At 62.6% G+C, this 20,973-nt stretch carries 20 protein-coding genes and 1 pseudogene; 8 read left to right on the forward strand and 13 right to left on the reverse strand.

From position 1 onward, the window contains the following. Positions 1-591, reverse strand: a complete 591-nt coding sequence (locus VSR82_RS10955) for a LysE family translocator (protein ID WP_498857688.1) — start codon at positions 589-591, stop codon at positions 1-3. Between VSR82_RS10955 and VSR82_RS10960 the strand changes: the two genes are divergently transcribed. Next, the gene (locus VSR82_RS10960; RefSeq protein ID WP_498857689.1) at positions 494-1,192 is read left to right on the forward strand and encodes an Lrp/AsnC family transcriptional regulator; all 699 of its coding nucleotides are present in this window, start codon (positions 494-496) and stop codon (positions 1,190-1,192) included. The genes VSR82_RS10955 and VSR82_RS10960 overlap by 98 nt on opposite strands. A 165-nt stretch (positions 1,193-1,357) precedes the next feature. Next, on the forward strand, positions 1,358-1,690 hold the full coding sequence (locus VSR82_RS10965) for a hypothetical protein (protein WP_176120664.1): 333 nt from the start codon (positions 1,358-1,360) through the stop codon (positions 1,688-1,690). Between the two features lie 24 nt (positions 1,691-1,714). Here the strand turns inward: VSR82_RS10965 and VSR82_RS10970 are convergent, their stop codons facing one another. The 6 genes from VSR82_RS10970 to VSR82_RS10995 all read right to left on the reverse strand — a co-directional run bounded on the left by VSR82_RS10970 (position 1,715) and on the right by VSR82_RS10995 (position 9,463). Further along, positions 1,715-2,920, reverse strand: coding sequence for a glycoside hydrolase family 53 protein (locus VSR82_RS10970; protein WP_429457071.1), 1,206 nt, complete (start codon positions 2,918-2,920; stop codon positions 1,715-1,717). A gap of 160 nt (positions 2,921-3,080) precedes the next feature. Continuing rightward, positions 3,081-5,045, reverse strand: coding sequence for a beta-galactosidase (locus VSR82_RS10975; RefSeq protein WP_429457069.1), 1,965 nt, complete (start codon positions 5,043-5,045; stop codon positions 3,081-3,083). A gap of 60 nt (positions 5,046-5,105) precedes the next feature. After that, positions 5,106-5,957, reverse strand: a complete 852-nt coding sequence (locus tag VSR82_RS10980) for a carbohydrate ABC transporter permease (RefSeq protein ID WP_410849857.1) — start codon at positions 5,955-5,957, stop codon at positions 5,106-5,108. A 27-nt stretch (positions 5,958-5,984) separates the two neighbouring features. After that, positions 5,985-6,890 (reverse strand): carbohydrate ABC transporter permease, encoded by a 906-nt coding sequence (locus VSR82_RS10985; RefSeq protein ID WP_368586630.1) that lies wholly within the window; start codon positions 6,888-6,890, stop codon positions 5,985-5,987. Positions 6,891-6,992: 102 nt separating this feature from the next. Continuing rightward, the gene (locus VSR82_RS10990; protein WP_368586629.1) at positions 6,993-8,246 is read right to left on the reverse strand and encodes an ABC transporter substrate-binding protein; all 1,254 of its coding nucleotides are present in this window, start codon (positions 8,244-8,246) and stop codon (positions 6,993-6,995) included. A 77-nt stretch (positions 8,247-8,323) separates the two neighbouring features. Beyond that, positions 8,324-9,463, reverse strand: coding sequence for an ABC transporter ATP-binding protein (locus VSR82_RS10995; protein ID WP_429457064.1), 1,140 nt, complete (start codon positions 9,461-9,463; stop codon positions 8,324-8,326). Positions 9,464-9,667: 204 nt separating this feature from the next. On the opposite strand from VSR82_RS10995, the gene VSR82_RS11000 reads away from it, so the two are divergent. Beyond that, positions 9,668-10,684, forward strand: coding sequence for a LacI family DNA-binding transcriptional regulator (locus tag VSR82_RS11000; RefSeq protein WP_429457060.1), 1,017 nt, complete (start codon positions 9,668-9,670; stop codon positions 10,682-10,684). 63 nt (positions 10,685-10,747) lie between these two features. On the opposite strand, the gene VSR82_RS11005 is transcribed toward VSR82_RS11000, so the two are convergent. Together VSR82_RS11005 and VSR82_RS11010 are read right to left on the reverse strand one after the other, a co-directional pair. Beyond that, positions 10,748-11,923 (reverse strand): L-rhamnonate dehydratase, encoded by a 1,176-nt coding sequence (locus tag VSR82_RS11005; protein ID WP_429457058.1) that lies wholly within the window; start codon positions 11,921-11,923, stop codon positions 10,748-10,750. Between the two features lie 31 nt (positions 11,924-11,954). After that, positions 11,955-13,298 (reverse strand): MFS transporter, encoded by a 1,344-nt coding sequence (locus VSR82_RS11010; RefSeq protein ID WP_429457056.1) that lies wholly within the window; start codon positions 13,296-13,298, stop codon positions 11,955-11,957. A 136-nt stretch (positions 13,299-13,434) separates the two neighbouring features. Between VSR82_RS11010 and VSR82_RS11015 the strand changes: the two genes are divergently transcribed. The 5 genes and pseudogenes from VSR82_RS11015 (at position 13,435) to VSR82_RS11035 (ending at position 16,176) form a co-directional block, all read left to right on the forward strand. Next, complete coding sequence (locus VSR82_RS11015; RefSeq protein ID WP_410849852.1) at positions 13,435-14,370, forward strand: LysR family transcriptional regulator; 936 nt, start codon at positions 13,435-13,437, stop codon at positions 14,368-14,370. Positions 14,371-14,544: 174 nt separating this feature from the next. Beyond that, positions 14,545-15,030: a glycoside hydrolase family 73 protein gene (locus tag VSR82_RS11020; RefSeq protein WP_429457054.1), complete on the forward strand. Its 486-nt coding sequence runs from the start codon at positions 14,545-14,547 to the stop codon at positions 15,028-15,030. Positions 15,031-15,055: 25 nt separating this feature from the next. Further along, the gene (locus VSR82_RS11025) at positions 15,056-15,385 is read left to right on the forward strand and encodes a hypothetical protein (RefSeq protein WP_368586622.1); all 330 of its coding nucleotides are present in this window, start codon (positions 15,056-15,058) and stop codon (positions 15,383-15,385) included. Between the two features lie 133 nt (positions 15,386-15,518). After that, positions 15,519-15,712 (forward strand): annotated as a pseudogene (locus tag VSR82_RS11030) (RraA family protein); the annotation flags it as partial. Positions 15,713-15,762: 50 nt separating this feature from the next. Then, positions 15,763-16,176 (forward strand): hypothetical protein, encoded by a 414-nt coding sequence (locus VSR82_RS11035; RefSeq protein ID WP_429457050.1) that lies wholly within the window; start codon positions 15,763-15,765, stop codon positions 16,174-16,176. A 22-nt stretch (positions 16,177-16,198) separates the two neighbouring features. On the opposite strand, the gene VSR82_RS11040 is transcribed toward VSR82_RS11035, so the two are convergent. From VSR82_RS11040 to VSR82_RS11055, 4 genes are read right to left on the reverse strand one after another with little or no spacing between them, the layout of a single operon-like run. Further along, positions 16,199-16,534, reverse strand: a complete 336-nt coding sequence (locus VSR82_RS11040) for a hypothetical protein (RefSeq protein ID WP_368586620.1) — start codon at positions 16,532-16,534, stop codon at positions 16,199-16,201. A 35-nt stretch (positions 16,535-16,569) separates the two neighbouring features. Continuing rightward, the gene (locus VSR82_RS11045; protein ID WP_368586619.1) at positions 16,570-17,655 is read right to left on the reverse strand and encodes a sugar-transfer associated ATP-grasp domain-containing protein; all 1,086 of its coding nucleotides are present in this window, start codon (positions 17,653-17,655) and stop codon (positions 16,570-16,572) included. Between the two features lie 2 nt (positions 17,656-17,657). Further along, positions 17,658-19,040, reverse strand: coding sequence for an undecaprenyl-phosphate glucose phosphotransferase (locus VSR82_RS11050; RefSeq protein WP_429457047.1), 1,383 nt, complete (start codon positions 19,038-19,040; stop codon positions 17,658-17,660). 41 nt (positions 19,041-19,081) lie between these two features. Further along, complete coding sequence (locus VSR82_RS11055; RefSeq protein WP_429457045.1) at positions 19,082-20,602, reverse strand: mannose-1-phosphate guanylyltransferase/mannose-6-phosphate isomerase; 1,521 nt, start codon at positions 20,600-20,602, stop codon at positions 19,082-19,084. Positions 20,603-20,973 lie beyond the last annotated feature (371 nt).

Raw genomic sequence — 20,973 nt, forward strand, 5'->3', positions numbered from 1 at the left:
TTACTTGAACGCGAGGAGTTGCTCGACACACAGCAGCACGGCAATCAGCACCATCGCCGCGCCCGAAACCTGGCTCACCCTGCGCGCGACGCTCGGACGCGTGCGCAAAACCACCTTCGAGCCGAGTCCGACGACCGAATAAACCACCGCGCAATTGACCATGTGCAGCAGGCCCAACGCGCCGATCTGCACCGGGATCGACCACGCGTCGGTGGCACGCGTGAATTGCGGCAGCAACGCGAGAAACAGCAGCAGCGCTTTCGGATTGAGGCCGCTCACCGCGAAGCCGCGGATGGACCAGTTCAACGCCGCGTCGGATGCGCGCTCGGCCGCTACGGTCGGCACCGCCGGGCGAGCAAGAATATTGCCGCCGACCCACAGCAGATAGCCCGCCCCGACGAACGTCAACACGGCCAGTACCGCTGGCGCCTTGGCGACTAGCGCGCCGACACACGCCGCCACCACCACGGTGATCGCCAGATAGCCGGACAACATGCCCGCGATGGCCGGTGCAATCGCCCGCTCGCGCAATCCGGCCGAGATCGCGTACGCCCAGTCGGCGCCGGGTACCAGCACCAACGAAAAGGACACGAGCCAAAAGGCCGTCAACAAGCTCACTTCCACAGCCTTCTTCTCCCCGACCAGCATGATTTGGACGGAGGGAATGTTACGGCTTTGGCTGTCGAAGGTGCTCCCTCTTTCTTGCTGCTGCTACGCGGTCTGCGCTAGAATTTTCCACATGGATGAAATCGACCGCAAGATTCTTGCTGAATTGCAGCAAGATGGACGACTGACCGTCACTGAACTCAGTGAGCGGATCGGTCTTAGCCTTTCGCCTTGCCAGCGGCGTCTGCGGGCTTTAGAGAAAGCAAAGGTCATCAGCGGCTATCGCGCGGTTATCGATCCGGCAACGATCGGTCTGAACTTCTCGGCAATCGTGTTCGCGACGTTACGGGAAGGCAGTAGCCAAAACATCGAATCTTTCGAACGCGCGCTGTCGGACATCCCGGAGATCACGCGGGCGGAGCGCCTGTTTGGCGATCCCGATTACATGCTGCACGTCGTCACTCGCGATCTGAAGGCGTTCCAGGTGCTTTACGACCGCTATCTGTTGACGCTGCCCTGCGTGCTGCGGCTGTCGTCGACGCTGGTCATGAAGAGCATTTTCGAGGATCGGCCGCTGCCGTTGTAGCGCAGCGACGTCACGCCCGTTTGCCTGCGGCATTGTGATCCACCGCGGCAAAAAGCGCCCCGGCCCACTTCCCGATACACTACGCAACAATTTTTCCGCGCGCGACCCGGCGCGGCGACCACCGCCGCTTCCGCGCCGCCGCCGTCTCATCTCAGGATTCCGGTAATGAAACGCGTAGTCGTATCCGCGCTCGTCGCGCTGTGCGTCGCGCAGCCGGCCACTCAGGCCGTCGCGCAGACCGTCAGCAATCAATGTTTCGCGCTCGGCGATATCGCCGGCCAGGTCGCGTCGTGGCGCGCCCACAAGAAGACCAAAGCTCAGGCGCTCGACCAGGCCGCCCGCTACTACAAGGACCCATCCGACCGCGCGGCCGTCAATGCGATCATCGAAAAGATCTACCGCCCCGACGCGCCTCACATGACGCCCGATCAGGCGAGCATGGCGATCACGTCGGAGTGCGTGAACCAGCACAAGGGGCAGGCAGCGCCGGCACAGTAATGCCGGCGTGCCGCCCGCGACGCGTCAGCGCCGCCGGAATGCATCCAGCGACGACAACGCATTGCCGTGGAAATCGAACAGCGTGTTGTTGTCCCACTGATCGCCGGCGCCGACTTTCCAGCCGACGTTCGGCGTCGGAATCCACTCCGGCTCCCACCAGAACACGCCCTTGCCGTGGCCGTCGGGGATCGCCTTCACGATGTCGGTCACCGCGCCGAGGAACTGCGCCTGGCCAGCGGGCGTCTGCGGATACGGCGAGGTGCCGACGTTGGTCATCGAGTCCGGTTCCGAATCGCCGTCGCTGGTCGTCCACGGATACGCGGTCTCGACGACGATCACGTCCTTGTCGTAGCGCGTCGCGAGGTCGTTCACATTGCCCTGCAGGTCGCTGAATGAGCCCTGCCACTGCGGGTAGTACGACAGGCCGATCACGTCGAAGGTGACGCCGCGCTGCGTCATGCTGTCGAACCACCAGCGGCTCGTCGCGTTGTTGCCGCCGCTGTCGATGTGCAGCATCACCTTGATGCGCCCGTCCACCGATTTGACCGCGTCGTGCCCGGCCTTCAGCAGCGCCGCGAGGTTATCGAGCTGATCGTACTTGCCGAGCGGCCACAGCATGCCGCCGGTGATCTCGTTGCCGATCTGCACCCACTCGGGATGCACGCCGTCGCGCTCGAGCATCCGCAATACGTTCGACGTATACGCGGACAGCAGCGCGCAGGTCTCGGTGATGTCCTTGCCGGCCCAATCGTGCGGTGGATACTGCTTGCCCGGATCGGCCCACCAGTCGCTGTAGTGGAAATCGATCAGAATGCGCAGGCCCAGCGCGGCGGCGCGACGCGCGAGGATGCGCACGTGCCCGGCATTATTCCAGCCGGCTGCAGGGCTCTGATTCGCCGGAAAGAAGTCGGGATTGCCAGGATCGTTCCACACCTTGATACGGATCGAATCGACGCCGTGACGCTTCAGAATCTGCAGGCAGTCGTGTGCCTCGCCATGCTCGTAGTACTTCGCGCCGTTAGCTTCGAGTTCGAGCAACGTCGACACGTCCGCGCCTAACGCGAGGCGGTTCGGAAGCGCGGGCGCGCCCGGCGAGGCGGCGCTCTGCTCTCCAGCCGGCCCTGTCTGCCGGCCGAGTTCGGCCGCCATAGCGGGCGCGCCGACACCGGCGCCGACACCCGCCGCCGCAGCGGCGCCCGCGAGCCATCCCAGCATCTCTCTTCGGTTCATCCGTCATCCTCCATCGATTAGTCGCGGCTCCTGGCGGGCCGCCCGGTCCTGGTTTGATGCGTCCGTATTGCAACCTTCGAGTGTTGAACTGCGAGTTTCAAACTGCTGTTACCGCTTCCTCCCCGGTTTAGTTCGTGACTACTGTGACAACCGCACCACGTCACGCGTCTTTCCACACGCAAACGTCGCCGGTATTCAGGCGCGGCTCGCCGAGCACGAACGTCGCATGGCGCGGCGCCGGCACCTGCACCGGTTGCGCGCCGAAATTGAATGCGAAGGTCAGGCCGCCCCGGCGGCGCAGCCGCAGTCCGTCGGCGAGCACCTGCGTATCGAGGCCGGCGTCGTGCGCCGCCTGCCGCAACACCGTGCGATGCAGTTCATGCGACAGCCAGCCGGCCACATAGCGCACGTTGCCGTACGTCAGCAGCGCGGGCCACGCGTCGTCGAAGCGCGCGGCAATGCGTGTCTCGCCATTGGCGCGCACATGCTCGCGCCAGTGCAGCGCGTGACCCGCGGTGCCGTCGAGCGACAGCGCGGGCGCGAGCGTCGAGCGCAGCGTTTCCACTTCGAGCACCTGGATCGGCAGCACACGCTGCAGTGCGCCGGGCGGCAGATTGCCCGGAATCGCGAACGCGTCGGTTTTCGAGCCGCTGCGCGGGCCGAACACCCATTGCGCGTTCGAACGCGTGATCTGCTCGACGAGCGCGGCGTCGATCACCGCGAGACTCGGCACCACGACTAGCTGATAGCCTGAAAGATCTGCCCGGCTCGACACGATATCGACATCGAGCCCGAGCTCGCGCAGCGACTCGTAGTAGTCGAACGCGAGCGTCTGGTAGTCGAAGCCCTTGCCGTGACGCTGGATGTCGAACATCCACTGCGTCTCATAGTCGAATACCAGAGCGGTGGCCGCTTGCGCGGGCGCGGCGAGCGTCGACAGCGCCGTACTGCCCGCGATCTCACGCGCGGCCCGTTGCACTTCCAGCCCCCCCGGCGACAGTTCGTTGTTCGGCAGATTGAGCCCGGAATGCATCTGCTCCTGCGCATACGGGCACTGGCGCCAACGGAAATACGACACCAGCTCCGCACCATGCGCGAACGCCTCGTATGCCCACAGCCGCACCATGCCCGACGCCGGCACCGGATTCCACGGCGCCCAGTTCACCGGACCAGCCTGCTGCTCCATCACCCAGAAGCGCCCGCCGCCAATGCCGCGGTAGCGGTCGTGATCGAACGCGGACACATCGGGATGCCCTGTGCGCGCGAAGCGCGCCTTCTGCTCCTCCGGCAAAGCGATCGATTCGGTGCGCGCGATCGGATAGCTGTCCCATGCGGCGATGTCGATCGCGTTATCGGCGGCGAAGCGATAGTGATCGAAGGTCGTGAAAAAGCCCATGAAGTTGTGCAGCAGATCCGCGTTCGGCGCATGCTCGCGCAACACGTCGATCTGCTCGCGATGGAAGCTCGCGACCTCGTCGGACATGAAGCGGCGGAAGTCGAGCAGATGGATCGGATTGGCGTCGGTAGGCGTCAGCGTCGGCAAGCCGATCGCGTCGAACGACGGGTACTCCATGCTCCAGAACACGTTGCCCCACGCGTCGTTCAACGCGCCGATCGTTGCATAGCGCCGTTGCAGCCAAGCGTGAAAGCGCTGCAAAGTCGCGGCCGAATAGCTCGGCACCGTATCGTGGCAGCCGAGTTCGTTATCGGTCTGCCACGCGACGATCGACGGATGCCGCCCGTAGCGCTGCGCCATCGCGGTGACGATGCGCACGCATTCGCCCCGGTACGTGTCGCTCGAAATATCGTAGTGACGCCGCGAGCCGAAATTCCAGCGCGTGCCGTCCGCGCGCACCGGCAGCACGTCCGGATGCGCGTCGACGAGCCACTTCGGCGGCGAAGCGGTCGGCGTGCCGAGCACGAGTTTCAGGCCCGCTTTGGCCAGCGTGTCGACGGCTTCGTCGAGCCATTGCCAATCGTATTCGCCGGCGCGCGGCTCCATCCGGCTCCACGCGAATTCGGCGATCCGCACATGCGTGATGCCGAGTTCGACCATACGTTGCGCGTCGTCGGCCCATATCGCGCGCGGCCATTGTTCCGGGTAGTAGCAGACACCAAGTTGCATGTGAAAGTCTCGTGGTGAGTTGACGTCGAGCCGTCGTTTCAATCGTGTTTCAAGCGCCCGTTAGCCCTTGCTCGCGCCGAACGTGAGTCCAGCGACGAAGTGCCTTTGCATTCCGAAGAACATCAGCACCGAAGGCAATGCGGCCAGCACCGAGCCAGCCGCGACCAGGTTCCACGCGGTCGTCCATTGCCCTTTCAGCGCGGCGACGCCCACCGTGATCGGCGCGGCGTCGTCGCCTTGCGTGAGACACAGCGCCCAGAAGTAGTCGTTCCATACGAACGTGAACACGAGGATCGCGAGCGCGGCGAGCGCGGGGCGGATCAATGGCAGCACGATGCGCAGATAGATCGTCCATTCGCTCGCCCCTTCGACGCGCGCTGCCTCGATCATCTCGAACGGCAGCTGCTTGATGAAGTTGCGCAGAAACAAGGTGCAAAAGCCGGTCTGGAACGACACATGAAAGATCACCAGCGCCCACACGGTGTTGAACAGACCGAACTTCAGCGCCATGTCGCGCACTGGAATCATCAGAATCTGGATCGGCACGAAATTGCCGGCGACGAACGCTAACAGCACGGCCGTGTTGCCCGGAAAGCGATACGTCGCCAACGCGAAGCCCGCCATCGACGCGAGCACGATCGCGCCGATCACCGACGGCACCGTGATCAGCACGCTATTGGCGAAGTAATGCAGCATCGGCGTTTGCGTCAGCGCGGTGCCGTAGTTCTCCAGCAGCGCGAAATGTTTCGGCCACGTCCAGTAGTCGCCCTGCGACAACTCGTCCGTCGAGCGGATCGAGGTCAGCAGCACGGCGAGCATCGGCAGCAGCCAGATAAACAGCGCAAGCGGCAGCGAGGCCTTGTAAAGCCTGCGATTCAGCGGTTTCCAGCGTTCGACGGGAAGCGGATACATGAGCTGGTACTCCTGACGTTCACAGAATCAGCGTTCCTCGCGCAGCATGCGGCGCAGATGGAACACGATATAGACGAGCATGATTGCGAATAGCACGACCGCGATCGCGGCCGAATAGCCCTCGCGGTAGTACTTGATCGCCTGGTCGTACATGAAATAGGCGAGCACGGTGGAACTGTCGAATGGGCCGCCGCCGCTCATCACCGCGATCAGATCGAAGCTGCGCAGTGCGCCGATCACGGTCAGCACCACCGCCATGAAGGTGGCGGGCCGCAGTTGCGGCAGGATCACGTGCCACAGCAGTCGCAGCCCTTTCGCGCCTTCCATGCGCGCCGCCTCGACCACCTCGGGATTGATGCCGGTGAGTCCGGTCAGATACAGGATCATGCAGAACGGTGCCTGCGGCCACAGCGCGGCGAAGATGATGCCGAACGTGACCGCGTGCGGATCGCCGAGCACCGGAATGCCGCGACCGACGATCAACCGCAGCAGCCCAAACGTCGGATCGTAGAACCAGCTGAACACAAGGCCAACTACGACGCCCGACAGCACGAACGGCGCGAAAAACAGCGACTTCACGACCCGCATCCCGCGCACGTGCTGGTTCAGATACAGCGCGAACAGCAGACCGAGAGGCGGCGCGAGCAGAAACAGCGCAAGCCAGATCAGATTGTTCTTCAGCGCCGTGTAGAACGTATCGGACTGGAACAGCTCGACGTAGTTCGCAAGACCCGCGAAGGTCTTCGGTGTCATGCCATCCCAGTTGTAGAAGCTCAGCGAAATGCTGCTGATGATCGGATAGATCACGCACAGCGTGAACAACGCACAGCCGGGCAGCAGAAAGAAAAACGCGGCGCGATGCTGATGACGACGCGTCGTCGACACGCGACGGTGCCGCGCCGCGGGCAGGCGGCGCGCTGCGGTATGAGACATGGAACGGCCTCGTCGGAAATCGAAGGCGGAATTGACCCGGAAGTGGGACCCAGAAGCGGGACTCGCAATCCGGCCGCGCTCACGCGGCCGGCGCCGTGGGACTTACTTCTGGTAGATGCGCTTGCGGGTCGCTTCGAGATGAGCGAGCACGCTGTCGAGTTGCGACGGATCGCTGTAGAACTGCTGCATGGCCTTCATGCCTTCGTCGGCCATTTCCTTCTGCATGTCGCGATCGTAGAACTGCGCGATGCCGCCCTTCGTGTTCGCGAGCGTCTGGAAGCCGACCTTCGAGATCGCATCTTCAGGCGGAGCGGCCTGGCTGTTCGACGGCAACTGTCCCCAGCCCTTCGCGAGTTCCGCGTTGATCTTCGGCGTCTCCATGAACGCGAGCAGCTTGCGCGCGTCGGCCTTGTTCTTCGCTTTCGCCGGAATCAGCAGCACGTTGACGGGACCGTCCTCGGCCATCGGCACGTTGGCGTCGATCACCGGGAAGCGGAAGAAGCCGATCTGATCCTTGATCGACGGCGGGAAGCTCGCCGAGAAGAACGTGCCCATCAGCATCATCGCGGCCTTGCCGTTGTTCAGGATCGGGCCGATCGAATCGACGTCGTACGACAGCGCGTTGTCGATGAAGTCTTTATTGTCGAGCAGCGTCTTCCACGTCGTGTAGACCTTCTTCACGCGCGGATCGGTGTACGGGATTTCGCCGGCCATCAACTGCTGATGAAACTCGTTGCCGTTGATGCGCAGATCCAGATAGTCGAACCACGCGGCCAGCGTCCAGCTATCGCGCGCGGCCACCGCGATCGGCGCGACGCCGATCGCCTTCAGCTTCCTGTTGGCTTCGAGCAGTTCGTCCCACGTTTTCGGCTCGCTCCTGATGCCGGCCTTCTCGAACAGATCCTTGCGATAGAAGAAGCCGTACGCGTCATAGCCGAGCGGTGCCGCATACTGCTTGCCCTTGTACGTCGATGCGTCCTTGACCGACGCATACTGCTGCGACCAGCCGTTCTTCGCCCAGTCCGAGCTCAGATCTTCGAGCAGACCGCGTTGCGCGTAGTAGGCCATCCGCTCGCCGTCGTGCCACGACACGACATCGGGCGGATCGGTGGCGAGCCAGCCGCCCATCTGCACCTTGTACGCTTCCTCGGTCACGTAGGTGATTTTCAGGTCGATGTCGGGATTGGCTTTCTTGAACTGATCGAATGCGTCCTGCCAGGTCGAGCGCTGATTACCGCGCGCCGATACGTTGACGTTCAGCGTGGCCGCGTCGACCACGGCACTGCCGAGCGCGCCGGCTACCACGGCGGCGGCGATCGACACCTGTGCAAGACGGCGAAGGCGAAGAGCGATCATCTGTGTCTCCTTGTCTACCTTGTTGACCGGCTACGCAGCGTGGCCGGCGATGTAACCCGCTCTATGGCGGAATTCGATCAGGCGGCCGCGCGTTCCGGTTCGAACGTGCTACGCCGCAACGCGAGTCCCTGTTCGTCGAACAGATGGCAAGCAGCGGGCGGCACGTGAACCCGGATGCGTTCGCCCGCGCCGAGCGGCGTATCGCCGGGCGCCTTCGCGATCAGCGTGCCGCCCGCATGGTCCGCGTGGATATAGCTGTGCTCACCGAGCCGTTCCGACAACACGGTCGCGCAGTGAATGAACTGTTCGTCGCCGTCGAGCCGCAGATGCTCCGGGCGCACGCCGAGCGTGACGCGCTGGCCGCGTTGCAGCCGTTCTCCATCGACGTCCGCGACGAGCCTTTGCGCGCCCGCCGCCAGCGCCACTGTCACGCGGCCCGGCTCGATCAATTCGACGATCGCATCGATGAAGTTCATGCGCGGCGAGCCGATGAAGCCCGCGACGAAGCGCGACTTCGGATGGTGATACAGCTCTAGCGGCGCACCGCTCTGCGCGATGCTGCCGAAGCGCTCGGCGTCCGCGCCCGCATGCAGCAGCACGATGCGATCGGCGAGCGTCATCGCTTCGACCTGATCGTGCGTGACGTACACGACGCTCGCGTTCGCGAACCTCTGATGCAGACGCGCGATCTCGACGCGCGTCTGACCGCGCAGCGCGGCATCGAGATTCGACAGCGGCTCGTCGAACAGAAACACGCCCGGCTCGCGCACGATCGCGCGGCCAATCGCGACGCGCTGCCGCTGACCGCCCGACAACGCTTTAGGATGCCGGTCGAGCAGGCTTTCAAGTTGCAGAATCCGCGCGGCTTCGCGCACCTTGCGCTCGATCACGTCCTTCGGCTGCTTCGCGAGCTTCAATCCGAACGCCATGTTGTCGAACACGGTCATGTGCGGAAACAGCGCGTAGCTTTGGAACACCATCGCGACGCCGCGCTCGGCGGCCGGCACGTCGTTGACGAGTCGTCCGCCGATATGCAGCTCGCCTTCGCTGAGGTCTTCGAGACCGGCGATCATCCGTAGCAAGGTCGACTTGCCACAGCCAGACGGACCCAGGAACACGCAGAACTCATGCTGCGCGATCTCCAGATTCACGCGCCGGACCACCGGCGGATGGTCGCCGTAGGCCTTTTGCACATCGCTCAAAAGAATCGTCGCCATGCTGTCTCCGCCTCGATTTAACCGCTTAAATTTTTGCCGAAATAAAACGCCCGGACCTTGTGCGGGCGGCATTTAATCGCTTAAATTCGAGTTCGACGGAAAAAGTCATCGCAGGTGTCTCCGTTACGTTTTTGAGGAAGTTAGCAATGTCGCCGGTCGTTTGCAACATTTGAATTGACCTCCCTACATCTGGGATAACCCAACATGGTCACGTTGTCCGAAGTCGCGAAACGCGCGCAGGTTACCGCCGCCACCGTCTCGAACGTGCTGCGCAATCGCGAGAAAGTCCGACCTGAAACGGCTGAGCGCGTGCTGCAGGCGATAGCCGAGCTCGGCTATCGGCCGAACCTTAATGCGCGCGCGCTCGCCGAAGGCCGCTCGTCGACGCTCGCGCTGATGTTGTCGAACATTTCGAACCCGTTCTATCCGGAGTTCGTGCTCGCCGCCGAGCGCGCGGCGCGCAAGACCGGCCATTTCCTGATGGTTTGCAATACCGACGACGACGCCGAAATCGGCCGCGCGTATCTGAACCAGATCGCCGGCACGCTCGCCGACGGCGTGCTCGTGATGAACACCGACATCACGATCAACGACCTGTGGGCATCGGCGACGCATAGCGCGCCGATTCTGCTCGCGATGTGGGAGCACCCGGAGTCGCCGCCCGCGTTACCGTGCATCGCGGTCGACTTCGCGCGCGCGGGCGAATTGGCCGCGCGGCATCTGCTCGGACTCGGCCATCGCGAGATCGGCTTGCTGATCGGCGACGGTTGCGGCGGTTTGCAGGACGCGCGCTCGAACGGTTTTCGGGCGGCGATGCGCGCGGCCGGCATCGAAGCCGACGCCGCCGCGGTGCTGCAGATCCGCGACTCGATCGACTCCGGCTTCGCCGCCTGCATGGAGCTGATGGCGAACCGCCCACAACTGAGCGCGATCTTCGCGACCAACGACCTGCTCGCGATCGGCGCGATCCAGGCGTTGATCACGCTCGGCCGCTCGGTGCCCGACGACGTGTCGGTGATCGGCATCACCGACATTCAACTCGCGCATCAGGTGCATCCCGCGCTGACCACGGTCGCGATTCAAACCGCGGCAGTCGCGGAGTTGTCGATCCAGAGTCTGATCCGTCTGATCCAGACGCCGGAGCGGCAGCCGTCGATGGTGCTCGGGCCGCCGCCCGAGCTGGTGGTGCGCGCTTCGACCGGGCCGCGCAGGAAACGCTGACGCGCGTTAGCTAACTCGCTCCATCGCCATCAGCGTGACGATACTTTCCTCGCGTCTGTCCATTCATTCGACGATGTTGAAATCGGCAACATACTTGTCGCTCAACTCGATGCCAAGGCCCGGCACGTCGTCCGACAGTTGCAGATAGCCATTTTCCGGTTGCGGCTCGCCTTCGAAGATGTAGTAGAACAATTCGTTGCCCACTTCGACGTCGAACACAGGGAAGAACTCGGACATTGGACTCGCGGTGCTCGACATCGTCAGATGATAGTTGTGCATCTGCCCCGCGTGAGGGATGACGGGCACCGACCACGCTTCGGCCATCGCATTGATCTTGCGCGCCGCCGTGATGCCGCCCACGCGATTCGTGTCGTACTGGATCACGTCGATCGCGCGGCGTTCGAGCAGATCCTTGAAGCCGTAGCTCGTGAACTCGTGCTCGCCGCCCGACACCGGCATCAGGTTCATCTTCTTCAACTCCCGATAGCCTTCCACATCGTCGCCGATCACCGGCTCCTCGATCCAGCGCGGATTGAATTCGGCGAGGCGCGGCAGCATTCTGCGCGCGTATTCGAGCGTCCAGCCCATATAGCATTCGAGCATGATGTCGACTTCGTCGCCGACCAGTTCGCGCAGCAGACGCACCTGTTCGATGTTTTTCGCCATGCCTTTCGGGCCGTCTTTCGGGCCGTAGCCGAAGCGCATCTTCATCGCGGTGAAGCCGCTGTCCAGGTAGCCTTGTGCTTCGCCGAGGAACGCATCGCGGTCGTCGTTGTTATAGAGCTTCGACGCGTAACACCAGATCTTTTCTTTCGTGCGGCCGCCGAGCAGCTTGAACACCGGCTTGTTCACGGCCTTGCCCATGATGTCCCACAGCGCGATATCGATCGCCGAGATCGCCGCCATGCCGATGCCTTTGCGGCCCCAGGCAAGCGTGCGGCGATACATCTTCTGCCAGATGTACTCGTTGTCGAACGGATCTTCGCCGATCGCGATCGGCGCAAGGTATTCGTCGACGATCTGCTTCGCGATGCGCGGCGCGAGCGCGCAATTGCCGATGCCCACCGTGCCGTCGTCGCATTCGATTTCGACGACGAGCCAGCCGTGAAAGCGAAATGAACCCATCGCGTCGCCGCGCTCGTACAGAATATCGACCGCGTTCGTGCAGAAATGCGCTTGCGGCGGGACGACTTTGCCCTTCCACTCGAAAACACGTGTACGGATATGCGTGATCTTCATGTTCGACGATTTCCTTCTGAGAGTCGGTGAGTCAGTGGCCCGTGCGCTCGCCGAGCGGGCCGTTGCGATGAGAGATGGAACTGGAAGCGGCAGCGGACGTGAAGCGAAACGTCAGCAACAGCAATGCGCCGATCAGGCCGACCACCGCGAGCGAGAACATCCCCGCCTGCGACGAGCCGATCGCGCGCTCGGCGAGCCCCTTCAGGTTCGGTGCGACGAAGCCGCCGAGATTGCCGATCGAATTGATCAACGCGATGCCGCCCGCGGCCGCGGCGCCGCCCAGATAACCGGTGGGTAGCGTCCAGAACAGCGGTTGCACGCAGACGAAACCGATCGCGGCGAAACAGAACGCGGCAATCGCCAGCGTCACCGAAGACGTCATCGCCGAAGCGGCAATGCCGAACGCCGCGAGCGCGAGCATCGCCGCGGCCCAGATACGGTGATGACCGTGACGGTCGGCGTAGCGCGTCACGCAGAACGTGCCGATGATCGCGGCGATCCACGGAATCGCGGTCAGCAGACCGACCTCGACGCCGACGTGGCCACCGCTCGCAAGCCCGGCGATGCGCGTCGGCAGATAGAACACGACACCGTACACGCTCATCTGCACCGCGAAGTAGATCAGGCCGCAGAACAGCACGCGCGAATCGCGCAGCGCCGCCAGCACCGAAGCCGGACCGTGCGCGAGCTTCTGGCGGTCTTCCTGGCGCAATGCGTGATCGAGCGCATCACGCTCATCGGCATCGAGCCAGCGCGCCTCGACGGGCCGGTCGGTCAGATAGAAGTAAGCCACGACACCCACCACCGACGCCGCCAGCCCTTCGACGACGAAGAGCCACTGCCACGGATGCATGCCAAACGGATTGCCCGCATCGAGCAGCAGACCCGATATCGGGCTGCCGAGCAACAGCGCGAGCGGGAAGCCGAAATAGAACATCCCCATCGTCTGCGAGCGCGTTTTCGCGGGAAACCAGTTCGACAGGAACAGGATAATGCCGGGGAAGAAACCGGCTTCGGCGATGCCGAGCAGCGTGCGCAGCACATAGAAGCTCGTGGCGCTGTCGACGAAGGCGGTGCACGCGGACACGATGCCCCACGTGACCATGATGCGGCTCATCCAGACGCGCGCGCCGAAGCGGTACATCAGCAGATTGCTCGGCACTTCGAACACCGCATAGCCGACGAAGAAAATGCCGGCGCCGAAGGCGAACGCCGCGTCGCTCAAGCCGGTGTCGGCCTGTAGCACGTTCTTTGCGAAGCCGACGTTCGCGCGGTCGATAAACGCCAGTACGTACATCAGGATCAGAAAAGGCAGCAGCCTCGTGCGCGCTTTGGCAATCGCGCTGTCGAGCGCGGGGCTCGCGGTCATCGTCATGCGTCGTCTCCAGTTTGGTCTTGTTAGCGCGAACGGCGTCGCGATTGCCGTTCTGCGATAACCGCTAGTGTGCGAAACTATCCGATAACTGACCACTGAATAAATCGAATCGGCCGATTCCTTAAAGTTATCGCTCATGATCCCGCCCGCCTCCACCATTCGCAAGCGTCTGCGCCTACGGCATCTGCAACTGATGGTCGCGCTGTCGGAAACCGGATCGCTGCGGCGCGCCGCGGACGATCTCGCGATGACCCAGCCCGCGGCGACCAAGGCCTTGCAGGAACTCGAAGACACGCTCGGCGTATCGCTGTTCGTGCGACATGCGCGCGGCATGGAGCCGACGATCTTCGGCGAGGCCGTGATGCGCTATGCGCGTGTCGTGTTCGAGGATCTCGACGAGTTGCGCGAGGAGTTGGCCGGCATCGAGGCCGGCGACATCGGCAAGGTCCGCATCGGCGCGGTGATGGCGCCGTCGCCCGAACTGCTGACGCACACGATCGTCAAGCTGAAGGAGGCGCATCCGCGCCTGCAGATGGCCGTCACGATCGACACCAGCGACGTGCTGGTGCAGTCGCTGCAACAGGATCAGCTCGACATCGTGATCGGTCGGATTCCAGATGGTTTTCCGGCACTCGATTTGAGCTTCGAGACGTTGGCGGAAGAGGCGCTGTCGATCGTCGTGCGGCCCGATCATCCAGCCGTCAAAACAGGCAAACAAACGGGCACGCGGCCCAAGCTGGCGGACCTTGCACGCTATCCGTGGATCATCCAGCCGCATCCGAGCCCGATGCGCCAGGTGATCGATCAAACGTTTCGCGAGTCGCGGGTCGCGCCGCCGGTTAGCACGGTCGAGACGTCGTCGATCCTGACCACGCTGTCGTTGCTGCGCGATTCGGACATGCTCGCCGTGCTGCCGAGTTCGGTCGCGCAGTACTACGTCGCACTCGATGCAATCGCCGCGATCGCGACGCCGTTGCGCGGCCGGCTCGCACCATATGGGCTGATTCTGCGCAGAAACCGGCGCGTCACGCCGGCGATGCAACTGGTCATCGATTCGATTCGTGCGGGGTGAGGGGTTCTGTGAGGCGCAATTCGCCGCTCGTATTCAGGCTCGCAAGATTCGGGGGAGGGAGCCGGCTTTGATACAGCGAACACTGCGGTTTTCAATTTCATCCTTCGCCCATAGCCAACAGTCAACTGTCACGTTAGCTTCGGGGTTCCCGTTGTGGGGATTCAGGAGCCATATATGCCCAAACACCGTCGGAACAACGCGAACGTAGGCGATGCCTATGTTTCCAACTTCATTCGTGACCACCTTTGCACCGCGCAGAATATACAGCGCATATACGGAATACCAGCAGGTGTGGTCCTTGCACAATCCGCGCTGGAAAGTAACTGGGGGAGGACCGTCAGGGGCAATGCATACTTCGGTATCAAAGGCCGCGCACCAAATGGACAAAGTACAACGTTCGGTACCCATGAAACCGTAAACGGCGTATCCGTCGCAACCACGGGCACCTTCAGGGCCTATAGCAGTTATGACGAGGCCGCGGAGGATTACGCCGCCATGCTCGAACACAACGCCCGCTTCCGCTCCGCTTTCCTCCATGTTGACAGCATTGGATTCGCTACTGAAATAGCCCGCAACCACTACGCGACCGACCCTCAGTACGGCGCTAAATTGATCAGTATCATTCAATCACGCAAACTTGACCAATATGACGTTCGGTGAACCAGCCAAAACCATGCGGGCAAGAATGGTGACCTTCGCCCTGCTGCTCGCCGGCGCGCATGCAGCGGCATCGGCGCAGGCGATCTCCACCGCGGATCAGGCTGCGGAGCGAGCAGCGAAAGTCACCCAAACGCATCACCTCTCCTCCAACCGAACCCAATGCCTGCTATTCGACGTCTCGGATGAGAAGAACTATTTCATCGTCGGGGTTCACGAGAACCATACGCTCGAATGCGGTGGCGATCCGAATACGGCGCCAGTGCTCTTCTTTCTGAAGATACGCAAGCGAGATGGCTATGTCGTCACCAACCGACGTGACGGCGAACATTTCGTACCGCTTCCGCGCAAACCGTAACACCGCTCCCGCCACCACTGCGTTGGTGGGAGCGCACGGTGTCTCCCCTCCCGTGCACAGGTTATGCTCGCCCCTTCCTGATCGCAGCAGTTAGCTGACGAGCATCGAGACCCTGAGAGCGAGCAGGATCAATACCGCATTGACGATCCATACACGCGCCGGCGACAATCTCGCGATTCCTCGCGCGTTCGAATCTTCCGCCCCGGCGTCGTGCTCGTGATCGATGGCACTCGCGACCTCACGCAGCCACTGATGGACGAGATCATGGCGACATACGCGGAAAGCCTCGGCGTACGCGGTCTCGTGACCGACGGTGCGATTCGCGACACAGCGCGACCGGACGATCAACGGCCCATGAACCCCTTGCTACTAGCCACATGGCGCACCACCTGAACACTGCAACCCTTCTCGACCTCGCGCGCGCAGCGCAGCGGCGCCTGGAACAACAACGCGCCGCCGGGCCTTGCGAATGCACGCGCACTGCCCTCGACGGCTGGCAATCGCAACCGCTTTCACTCGACGAGAGCTTGTTGGAGGAGATCGGCACGCTGATGCCGGAAGACGATCCCGAGCCGACCTTCAGCGAATATCTGCCCGATAAAACGAGCTACTGGTCGGCCGATGCGCCGATCGCGCCGCGCTATTTCCCGTACAACCGCTGCGGCGTATGGCAATGCTCGACCTGCGGGCGACTGTATTTGCGCTACGTCGAAGGCGGCGGTTACTTTGTCGATCGCAGGATTCGCGCGGTGAACGCGGATCTGATCGAGGACGTGCCGCTGCCCGCATAACGCGGTTTGTCATCGCCACGGTTCATGCATCGTCCCTGTCCGCGCGCGCGACGCCCAACAGTTCCTTGACGCGCCGCGCGAGATTCGACAGCACGCTGTCGGCGCGCGCCGCAGCCTGCTGTCTGTGCGGCATACGCTGCAGATCGTGCCAGTCGGTATCGAGCGCTCTGGCGTGGCCGTCGGCGCTGAACGGCCATTCGACCACCACCGCGCGCAAACGCGCGGCACGCGAGCTTCTGTCGGCGCGATCGATATACGCATTGATCGCCGACGCCTCGTGCCGCGCCGATTCCTCCGAATCAACGGCAATGAAGTCGTTCAGCCCTTCGATGTGGACGCACCATAACTGTTCGCTCACGTCGCGTCTCCCGCTGCGTTTATTACCCTGCCCGATCAGACCGGTGGCATCCGTCCAACGTCAGGTTCGGCCCTGAGCCGTTCCCAGTTCAGATCCGCGAAGCACGGGCCTTGCGTCGCCTCGCTGAATTTGACGTCGTTGTGCTTGCCGTTCCATTCCATCAACTTGACCTTGTCGTTCGAGTCGACCGTGAGATCCCAACCGATGCAGCGCGCAAACGGAATCTTCCTGTGCAGGCGCAGCACGGTCGCCATGCATTTGTCGAAACACGGAATCTTCACGCCCGCAAAGTGCACGCCCGAGTCCGGATGCGACTCTACCGCGCCCCAGTCGCTCATATACCCCTGGTCGCACAGTTCGCCCGTCTCGAGGTTGACCGATACGCATATTTCGCGATCCGCCAGCACATGCGTATCTTCGGCTCGGCCGAGCCGCAAGTAGCAGGCTCGAACAGAAATGTGGCCGGCGTCGTCCACCACGGTCGTGAAGCGCAGCGTCGCCACCGGTTTCGAAGCAAACGCGGCGAACAGACTGTGCTGGTCGATGAAGGTCTGAATCACGCCATTGCCGAGCGACCTGATGACCGTTGGGTCGAAGCTGGCACGGTCGAAGAAGTAGACACCATTGCCCTGTCCGGAACCGTCGAGCTTGAATGCGACGCGCTCGGTATGCTCGAACACGACGTCCTTCAGGTCGCGCTCGGGTACCACGACGCTTTTGTCCGTAAAGAACAGCCCGTTGGCAAAGTACGCCAGGTCCGGCAATTCGTCGCCGTCGAAGATCAGCCGTGAAATCGGCTTGAGGCTCGAAATCTTGCCGTACCAGCCTTTCAGATGCGGCACGACGACGATGCCGTAGTAGTTGTCCGGAATCCAGCCTTCCTTGAATGTGCCGCAAAACGCGGTATAAACGCGCAGCCAGGGCGCGTAGACCGAGTCGCCGAACACGTCTCGCGCATAGGCGTCCGCGAGCCGCAGGTTGTTCGGGTCGGCCTTGCCATATCTGCTTTCAAGTCGCTCCAATATTCTTCTCGCCTGCAAGCCGTGATCGTGGTGAAAGCGGTAAAGCGAGACCCGCTTTGCTGATCGTCTCACTACGTTTTCAACTCCGGATAGCATCATGCTTAGTACGCGTTTGGATGATGAAGCCCCTTGAAAATCGTGGCCAGAATGATCTTCATGTCGAGCCAGAATGACCAGTTGCGCAGGTAGTACAGATCGTGCGCGACACGGCCTTCCATCTTTTCGAGGCGATCGGTCTCGCCGCGATAACCGTTGATCTGCGCCCAGCCGGTAATGCCGGGTTTGATCCGATAACGATGGATATAGCCCGACACGATGTTCTGATAGAGATCATCGTGTTCGAGCGCATGCGGACGCGGCCCCACCACCGACATATCGCCGCGCAGCACGTTGAAGAACTGCGGCAGTTCGTCGAGACTCGTGCGGCGCAAGAACGCGCCGACGCTGGTGATGCGTGGATCGCCGCGTGTCGCCTGTTCGAGAACGCCCGGCTTCTGCTCGTGCAAGCGCATCGTGCGGAACTTGTAGATCGTGAATACGCGGCCGTCGGCGCCTTTGCGGCGCTGCCTGAAGAACACCGGGCCGCGCGAACTCAGTTTGACGGCTATCGCGCAACCGAGCAGGATCGGCGAGATCGCGATCAATGCGACGAGCGCGAACAGACGGTCGAACAGGTCTTTCTGCACCAACGCCTGCGGCGGCAGCGGCGACGCGGCGAGATTGATCGTCGGCAAGCCGAGCAACTCGGTCATGCTGCCTTCGAATAGCGCCAGCGAGCGCACGTCGGGCATGAATCGCACATTGATCAGGTCGTTGCGAAACTCCGCCACCAGCTTGAGTATTGCGCGCTCCTCGGTGAGCGGCAGCGCCAGCCACACTTCGCCGATCTGTTGCTCGCGCACGTAGCGAGCGAACGCGACCTGTTCTTCGAACACCTGCACCGACGGGTGCGGCAGCACGCAACAGTCGGGGTGCAGGTTATACAACGCGTTCGCGCGAAAGCCGGCAGCGGGCGAGGTTTCGATCTTGCGGATGATCTCGTCGCAATGATCGCCGCACGCCGCCACCGCGACCTGCTGCAAGTTCATCCCCGCATGGCGCATGCGGCCGAGCAGCGCATGCGTGACCAGTCGGCCGGACATCATCGCGGCACCCGAAATGCCGGTCCAGTACACGAACCAGAGCCGCGACACGAAGTCGATCCGGTGCAGCGAGAACATCAGCGCCATCGCGCAAGCCTGCACGACGAGCCAGCCGAGCGCCACCTGACTCGCCAGCACTCTTTTCGAGCGGCCGCGCCAGGACTGGTACACGCCGAGCGCCGGAAAGACCGCGAGAGCAAACGCCGCGGCAAAAGCGACGAACGCGAAATAGAGGCTGCGTTGCGAGCCGCCGTCGAAGCGTACCTGGGAGGCCGCGAAGGCCCCAGCCACGATCATCGCGACGTCGAACGCTCTCGCCAGCAGACCAGTCAGCAATCGCATCACAGCCCCCTCATAGGACGTATCAGGTCGACTTCGTCGCATCAGCCACAACGTCCGTACTTGTCGTCGAAACGCACGATGTCGTCTTCGCCGAGATAAGTGCCGGACTGTACTTCGATGATCTGCAGCGGTACGCGGCCCGGATTTTCGAGCCGATGGCGAACACCGAGCGGGATATACGTCGATTCGTTTTCGCCGAGAAGAAACTGCTCTTCTCCACGCGTGACGAGCGCGGTGCCGCACACCACCACCCAATGCTCGGCGCGATGATGATGCATCTGCAACGACAGACGGCCGCCCGGCATCACGACGATGCGCTTCACCTGAAAGCGCTCGCCATGATCGATCGAGTCATAGAAGCCCCAGGGGCGACGGACTTTTCTGTGCGCATCCGCTTCCGGCGACTTCTCGGCCCTGATCCGCGACACGAGTCCCTTGATGTCCTGCACATGCGAGCGATCCGCGACGAGCACCGCGTCGTCGGTTTCGATCACGATCATGTTGTCGGTGCCGACGCAGGCGAGAAGCCTGCCTCCTTGCGAGCGTGCATAGGTCGCGGTGGCCCCTTCGAACAGCACGCGCCCGCTGGCCGCGTTACCGCACTCGTCCTTCTCCATCGCTTGCCACACGGCATCCCACGAGCCGAGATCGGACCACCCCGCTTCGAGTGGCACCACCACGCCGGAAAACGCCGACTCAGGTTTGCCTAGCTGTTCCATCACCGCATAGTCGATCGAGTCGGACGGCGAACCGAGAAACCCGTCGGCGTCCGGCATGATGCATTCTTCAGTCTTCTTCGCGTCGCGATACGCCTGAACGCAGGCCGTATGCATGTCCGGTTGAAACTGCTGGATGACCGAGAGCCACACCGACGCCCGCACGACGAAGATGCCGCTATTCCACCAGTAATTGCCCGACGCGACGTACTGGGCCGCGAGTTCCGCCGCGGGCTTCTCGACGAAGCGCTCGATGCGACGCGCGCCGTCGGGCAATGCATCTCCGAGCCGGATATAACCGAAGCCCGTATCCGGCCGCTCGGGCGGCACGCCTAGCGTGACGATCGCGCCGTCGCGCGCATGCGTCGCGGCGACGTCGAGCGAGTGATGCAGCGCTTCCAGATTCGCGATCGCATGGTCGGCTGGCATCGCGACGAGGATCGCGTCTTCGTCTTCCGTGCATGCCGTGAGCGCGGCAAGCGTCAGTGCCGGCGCCGTATCGCGACGCGCGGGCTCGACCACGATTCGCGCGTTCACGCCGATCTCGCGCGCCTGTTCGTAAGTGGCGAAATAATGCTCGGTGCCGCAGACGATCACCGGATCGGCCGCGACGTTCCATGCGGCATCGAAGCCCGCCATGCGCCCCATGGTCGCTTGCAGCAAAGTCTGCTTACCGATCACGTCGATCAGCTGCTTTGGAAACTGTTCGCGCGACACCGGCCACAACCGGGTGCCGGAACCACCGGCGAGAATCACCTGTACGAGCGTCGGAAACTCCGACCCGGCGGCATCCTGTCGTATCGTCTCGACATCCGCTGCGGCGGCTGCCGCGGTAACCTTACCCATCGCAAACTCCTTCGCATTGAAACCGGCTCGGGAACGCGTCTTCCGGGACGACACCGCCCAACGCGGTGTGCCGCGATCCACGCAAATACCGTCTGATGTGATTTATCGACAGGGCGTCCGCGTCAAACGGACCAGACCAGTAATTCAGTTCGCAGTGATAGACGCATGCGCCGACGTTGCATCCGGCGCGAGCTGGAAGTACGGAAACTGAATGGTCGAATCGCAGTGGTCTGCTCGACAACGACGACCGGAAAACGATTTGAAAACGAAAGAACGAATGTGGCAACGACGTACATCGGATCTGGTCGACGTCCTGCCCCGATGAATTCATCATAGTGAGAGCGCCTTGCGACACATGGCATCTGGCGCGA

It is taken from the genome of Burkholderia sp. JPY481, from assembly GCF_038900515.1.
GTDB classification, from domain to species: domain Bacteria; phylum Pseudomonadota; class Gammaproteobacteria; order Burkholderiales; family Burkholderiaceae; genus Paraburkholderia; species Paraburkholderia youngii.

What these genes read in the sequence shown, in the direction of transcription:
- VSR82_RS11035 (WP_429457050.1), top strand. Translation starts at nt 15,763, where the DNA reads ATGGCGCACCACCTGAACACTGCAACCCTTCTCGACCTCGCGCGCGCA.
- VSR82_RS10995 (WP_429457064.1), bottom strand. Translation starts at nt 9,463, where the DNA reads ATGGCGACGATTCTTTTGAGCGATGTGCAAAAGGCCTACGGCGACCAT.
- VSR82_RS11050 (WP_429457047.1), bottom strand. Translation starts at nt 19,040, where the DNA reads ATGCGATTGCTGACTGGTCTGCTGGCGAGAGCGTTCGACGTCGCGATG.
- VSR82_RS10975 (WP_429457069.1), bottom strand. Translation starts at nt 5,045, where the DNA reads ATGCAACTTGGTGTCTGCTACTACCCGGAACAATGGCCGCGCGCGATA.
- VSR82_RS10990 (WP_368586629.1), bottom strand. Translation starts at nt 8,246, where the DNA reads ATGATCGCTCTTCGCCTTCGCCGTCTTGCACAGGTGTCGATCGCCGCC.
- VSR82_RS10980 (WP_410849857.1), bottom strand. Translation starts at nt 5,957, where the DNA reads ATGTATCCGCTTCCCGTCGAACGCTGGAAACCGCTGAATCGCAGGCTT.
- VSR82_RS11045 (WP_368586619.1), bottom strand. Translation starts at nt 17,655, where the DNA reads ATGATGCTATCCGGAGTTGAAAACGTAGTGAGACGATCAGCAAAGCGG.
- VSR82_RS11020 (WP_429457054.1), top strand. Translation starts at nt 14,545, where the DNA reads ATGCCCAAACACCGTCGGAACAACGCGAACGTAGGCGATGCCTATGTT.
- VSR82_RS10960 (WP_498857689.1), top strand. Translation starts at nt 494, where the DNA reads ATGCCCGCGATGGCCGGTGCAATCGCCCGCTCGCGCAATCCGGCCGAG.
- VSR82_RS10965 (WP_176120664.1), top strand. Translation starts at nt 1,358, where the DNA reads ATGAAACGCGTAGTCGTATCCGCGCTCGTCGCGCTGTGCGTCGCGCAG.
- VSR82_RS10985 (WP_368586630.1), bottom strand. Translation starts at nt 6,890, where the DNA reads ATGTCTCATACCGCAGCGCGCCGCCTGCCCGCGGCGCGGCACCGTCGC.
- VSR82_RS11025 (WP_368586622.1), top strand. Translation starts at nt 15,056, where the DNA reads ATGGTGACCTTCGCCCTGCTGCTCGCCGGCGCGCATGCAGCGGCATCG.
- VSR82_RS11010 (WP_429457056.1), bottom strand. Translation starts at nt 13,298, where the DNA reads ATGACGATGACCGCGAGCCCCGCGCTCGACAGCGCGATTGCCAAAGCG.
- VSR82_RS11005 (WP_429457058.1), bottom strand. Translation starts at nt 11,923, where the DNA reads ATGAAGATCACGCATATCCGTACACGTGTTTTCGAGTGGAAGGGCAAA.
- VSR82_RS10970 (WP_429457071.1), bottom strand. Translation starts at nt 2,920, where the DNA reads ATGAACCGAAGAGAGATGCTGGGATGGCTCGCGGGCGCCGCTGCGGCG.
- VSR82_RS11015 (WP_410849852.1), top strand. Translation starts at nt 13,435, where the DNA reads ATGATCCCGCCCGCCTCCACCATTCGCAAGCGTCTGCGCCTACGGCAT.
- VSR82_RS11055 (WP_429457045.1), bottom strand. Translation starts at nt 20,602, where the DNA reads ATGGGTAAGGTTACCGCGGCAGCCGCCGCAGCGGATGTCGAGACGATA.
- VSR82_RS11000 (WP_429457060.1), top strand. Translation starts at nt 9,668, where the DNA reads ATGGTCACGTTGTCCGAAGTCGCGAAACGCGCGCAGGTTACCGCCGCC.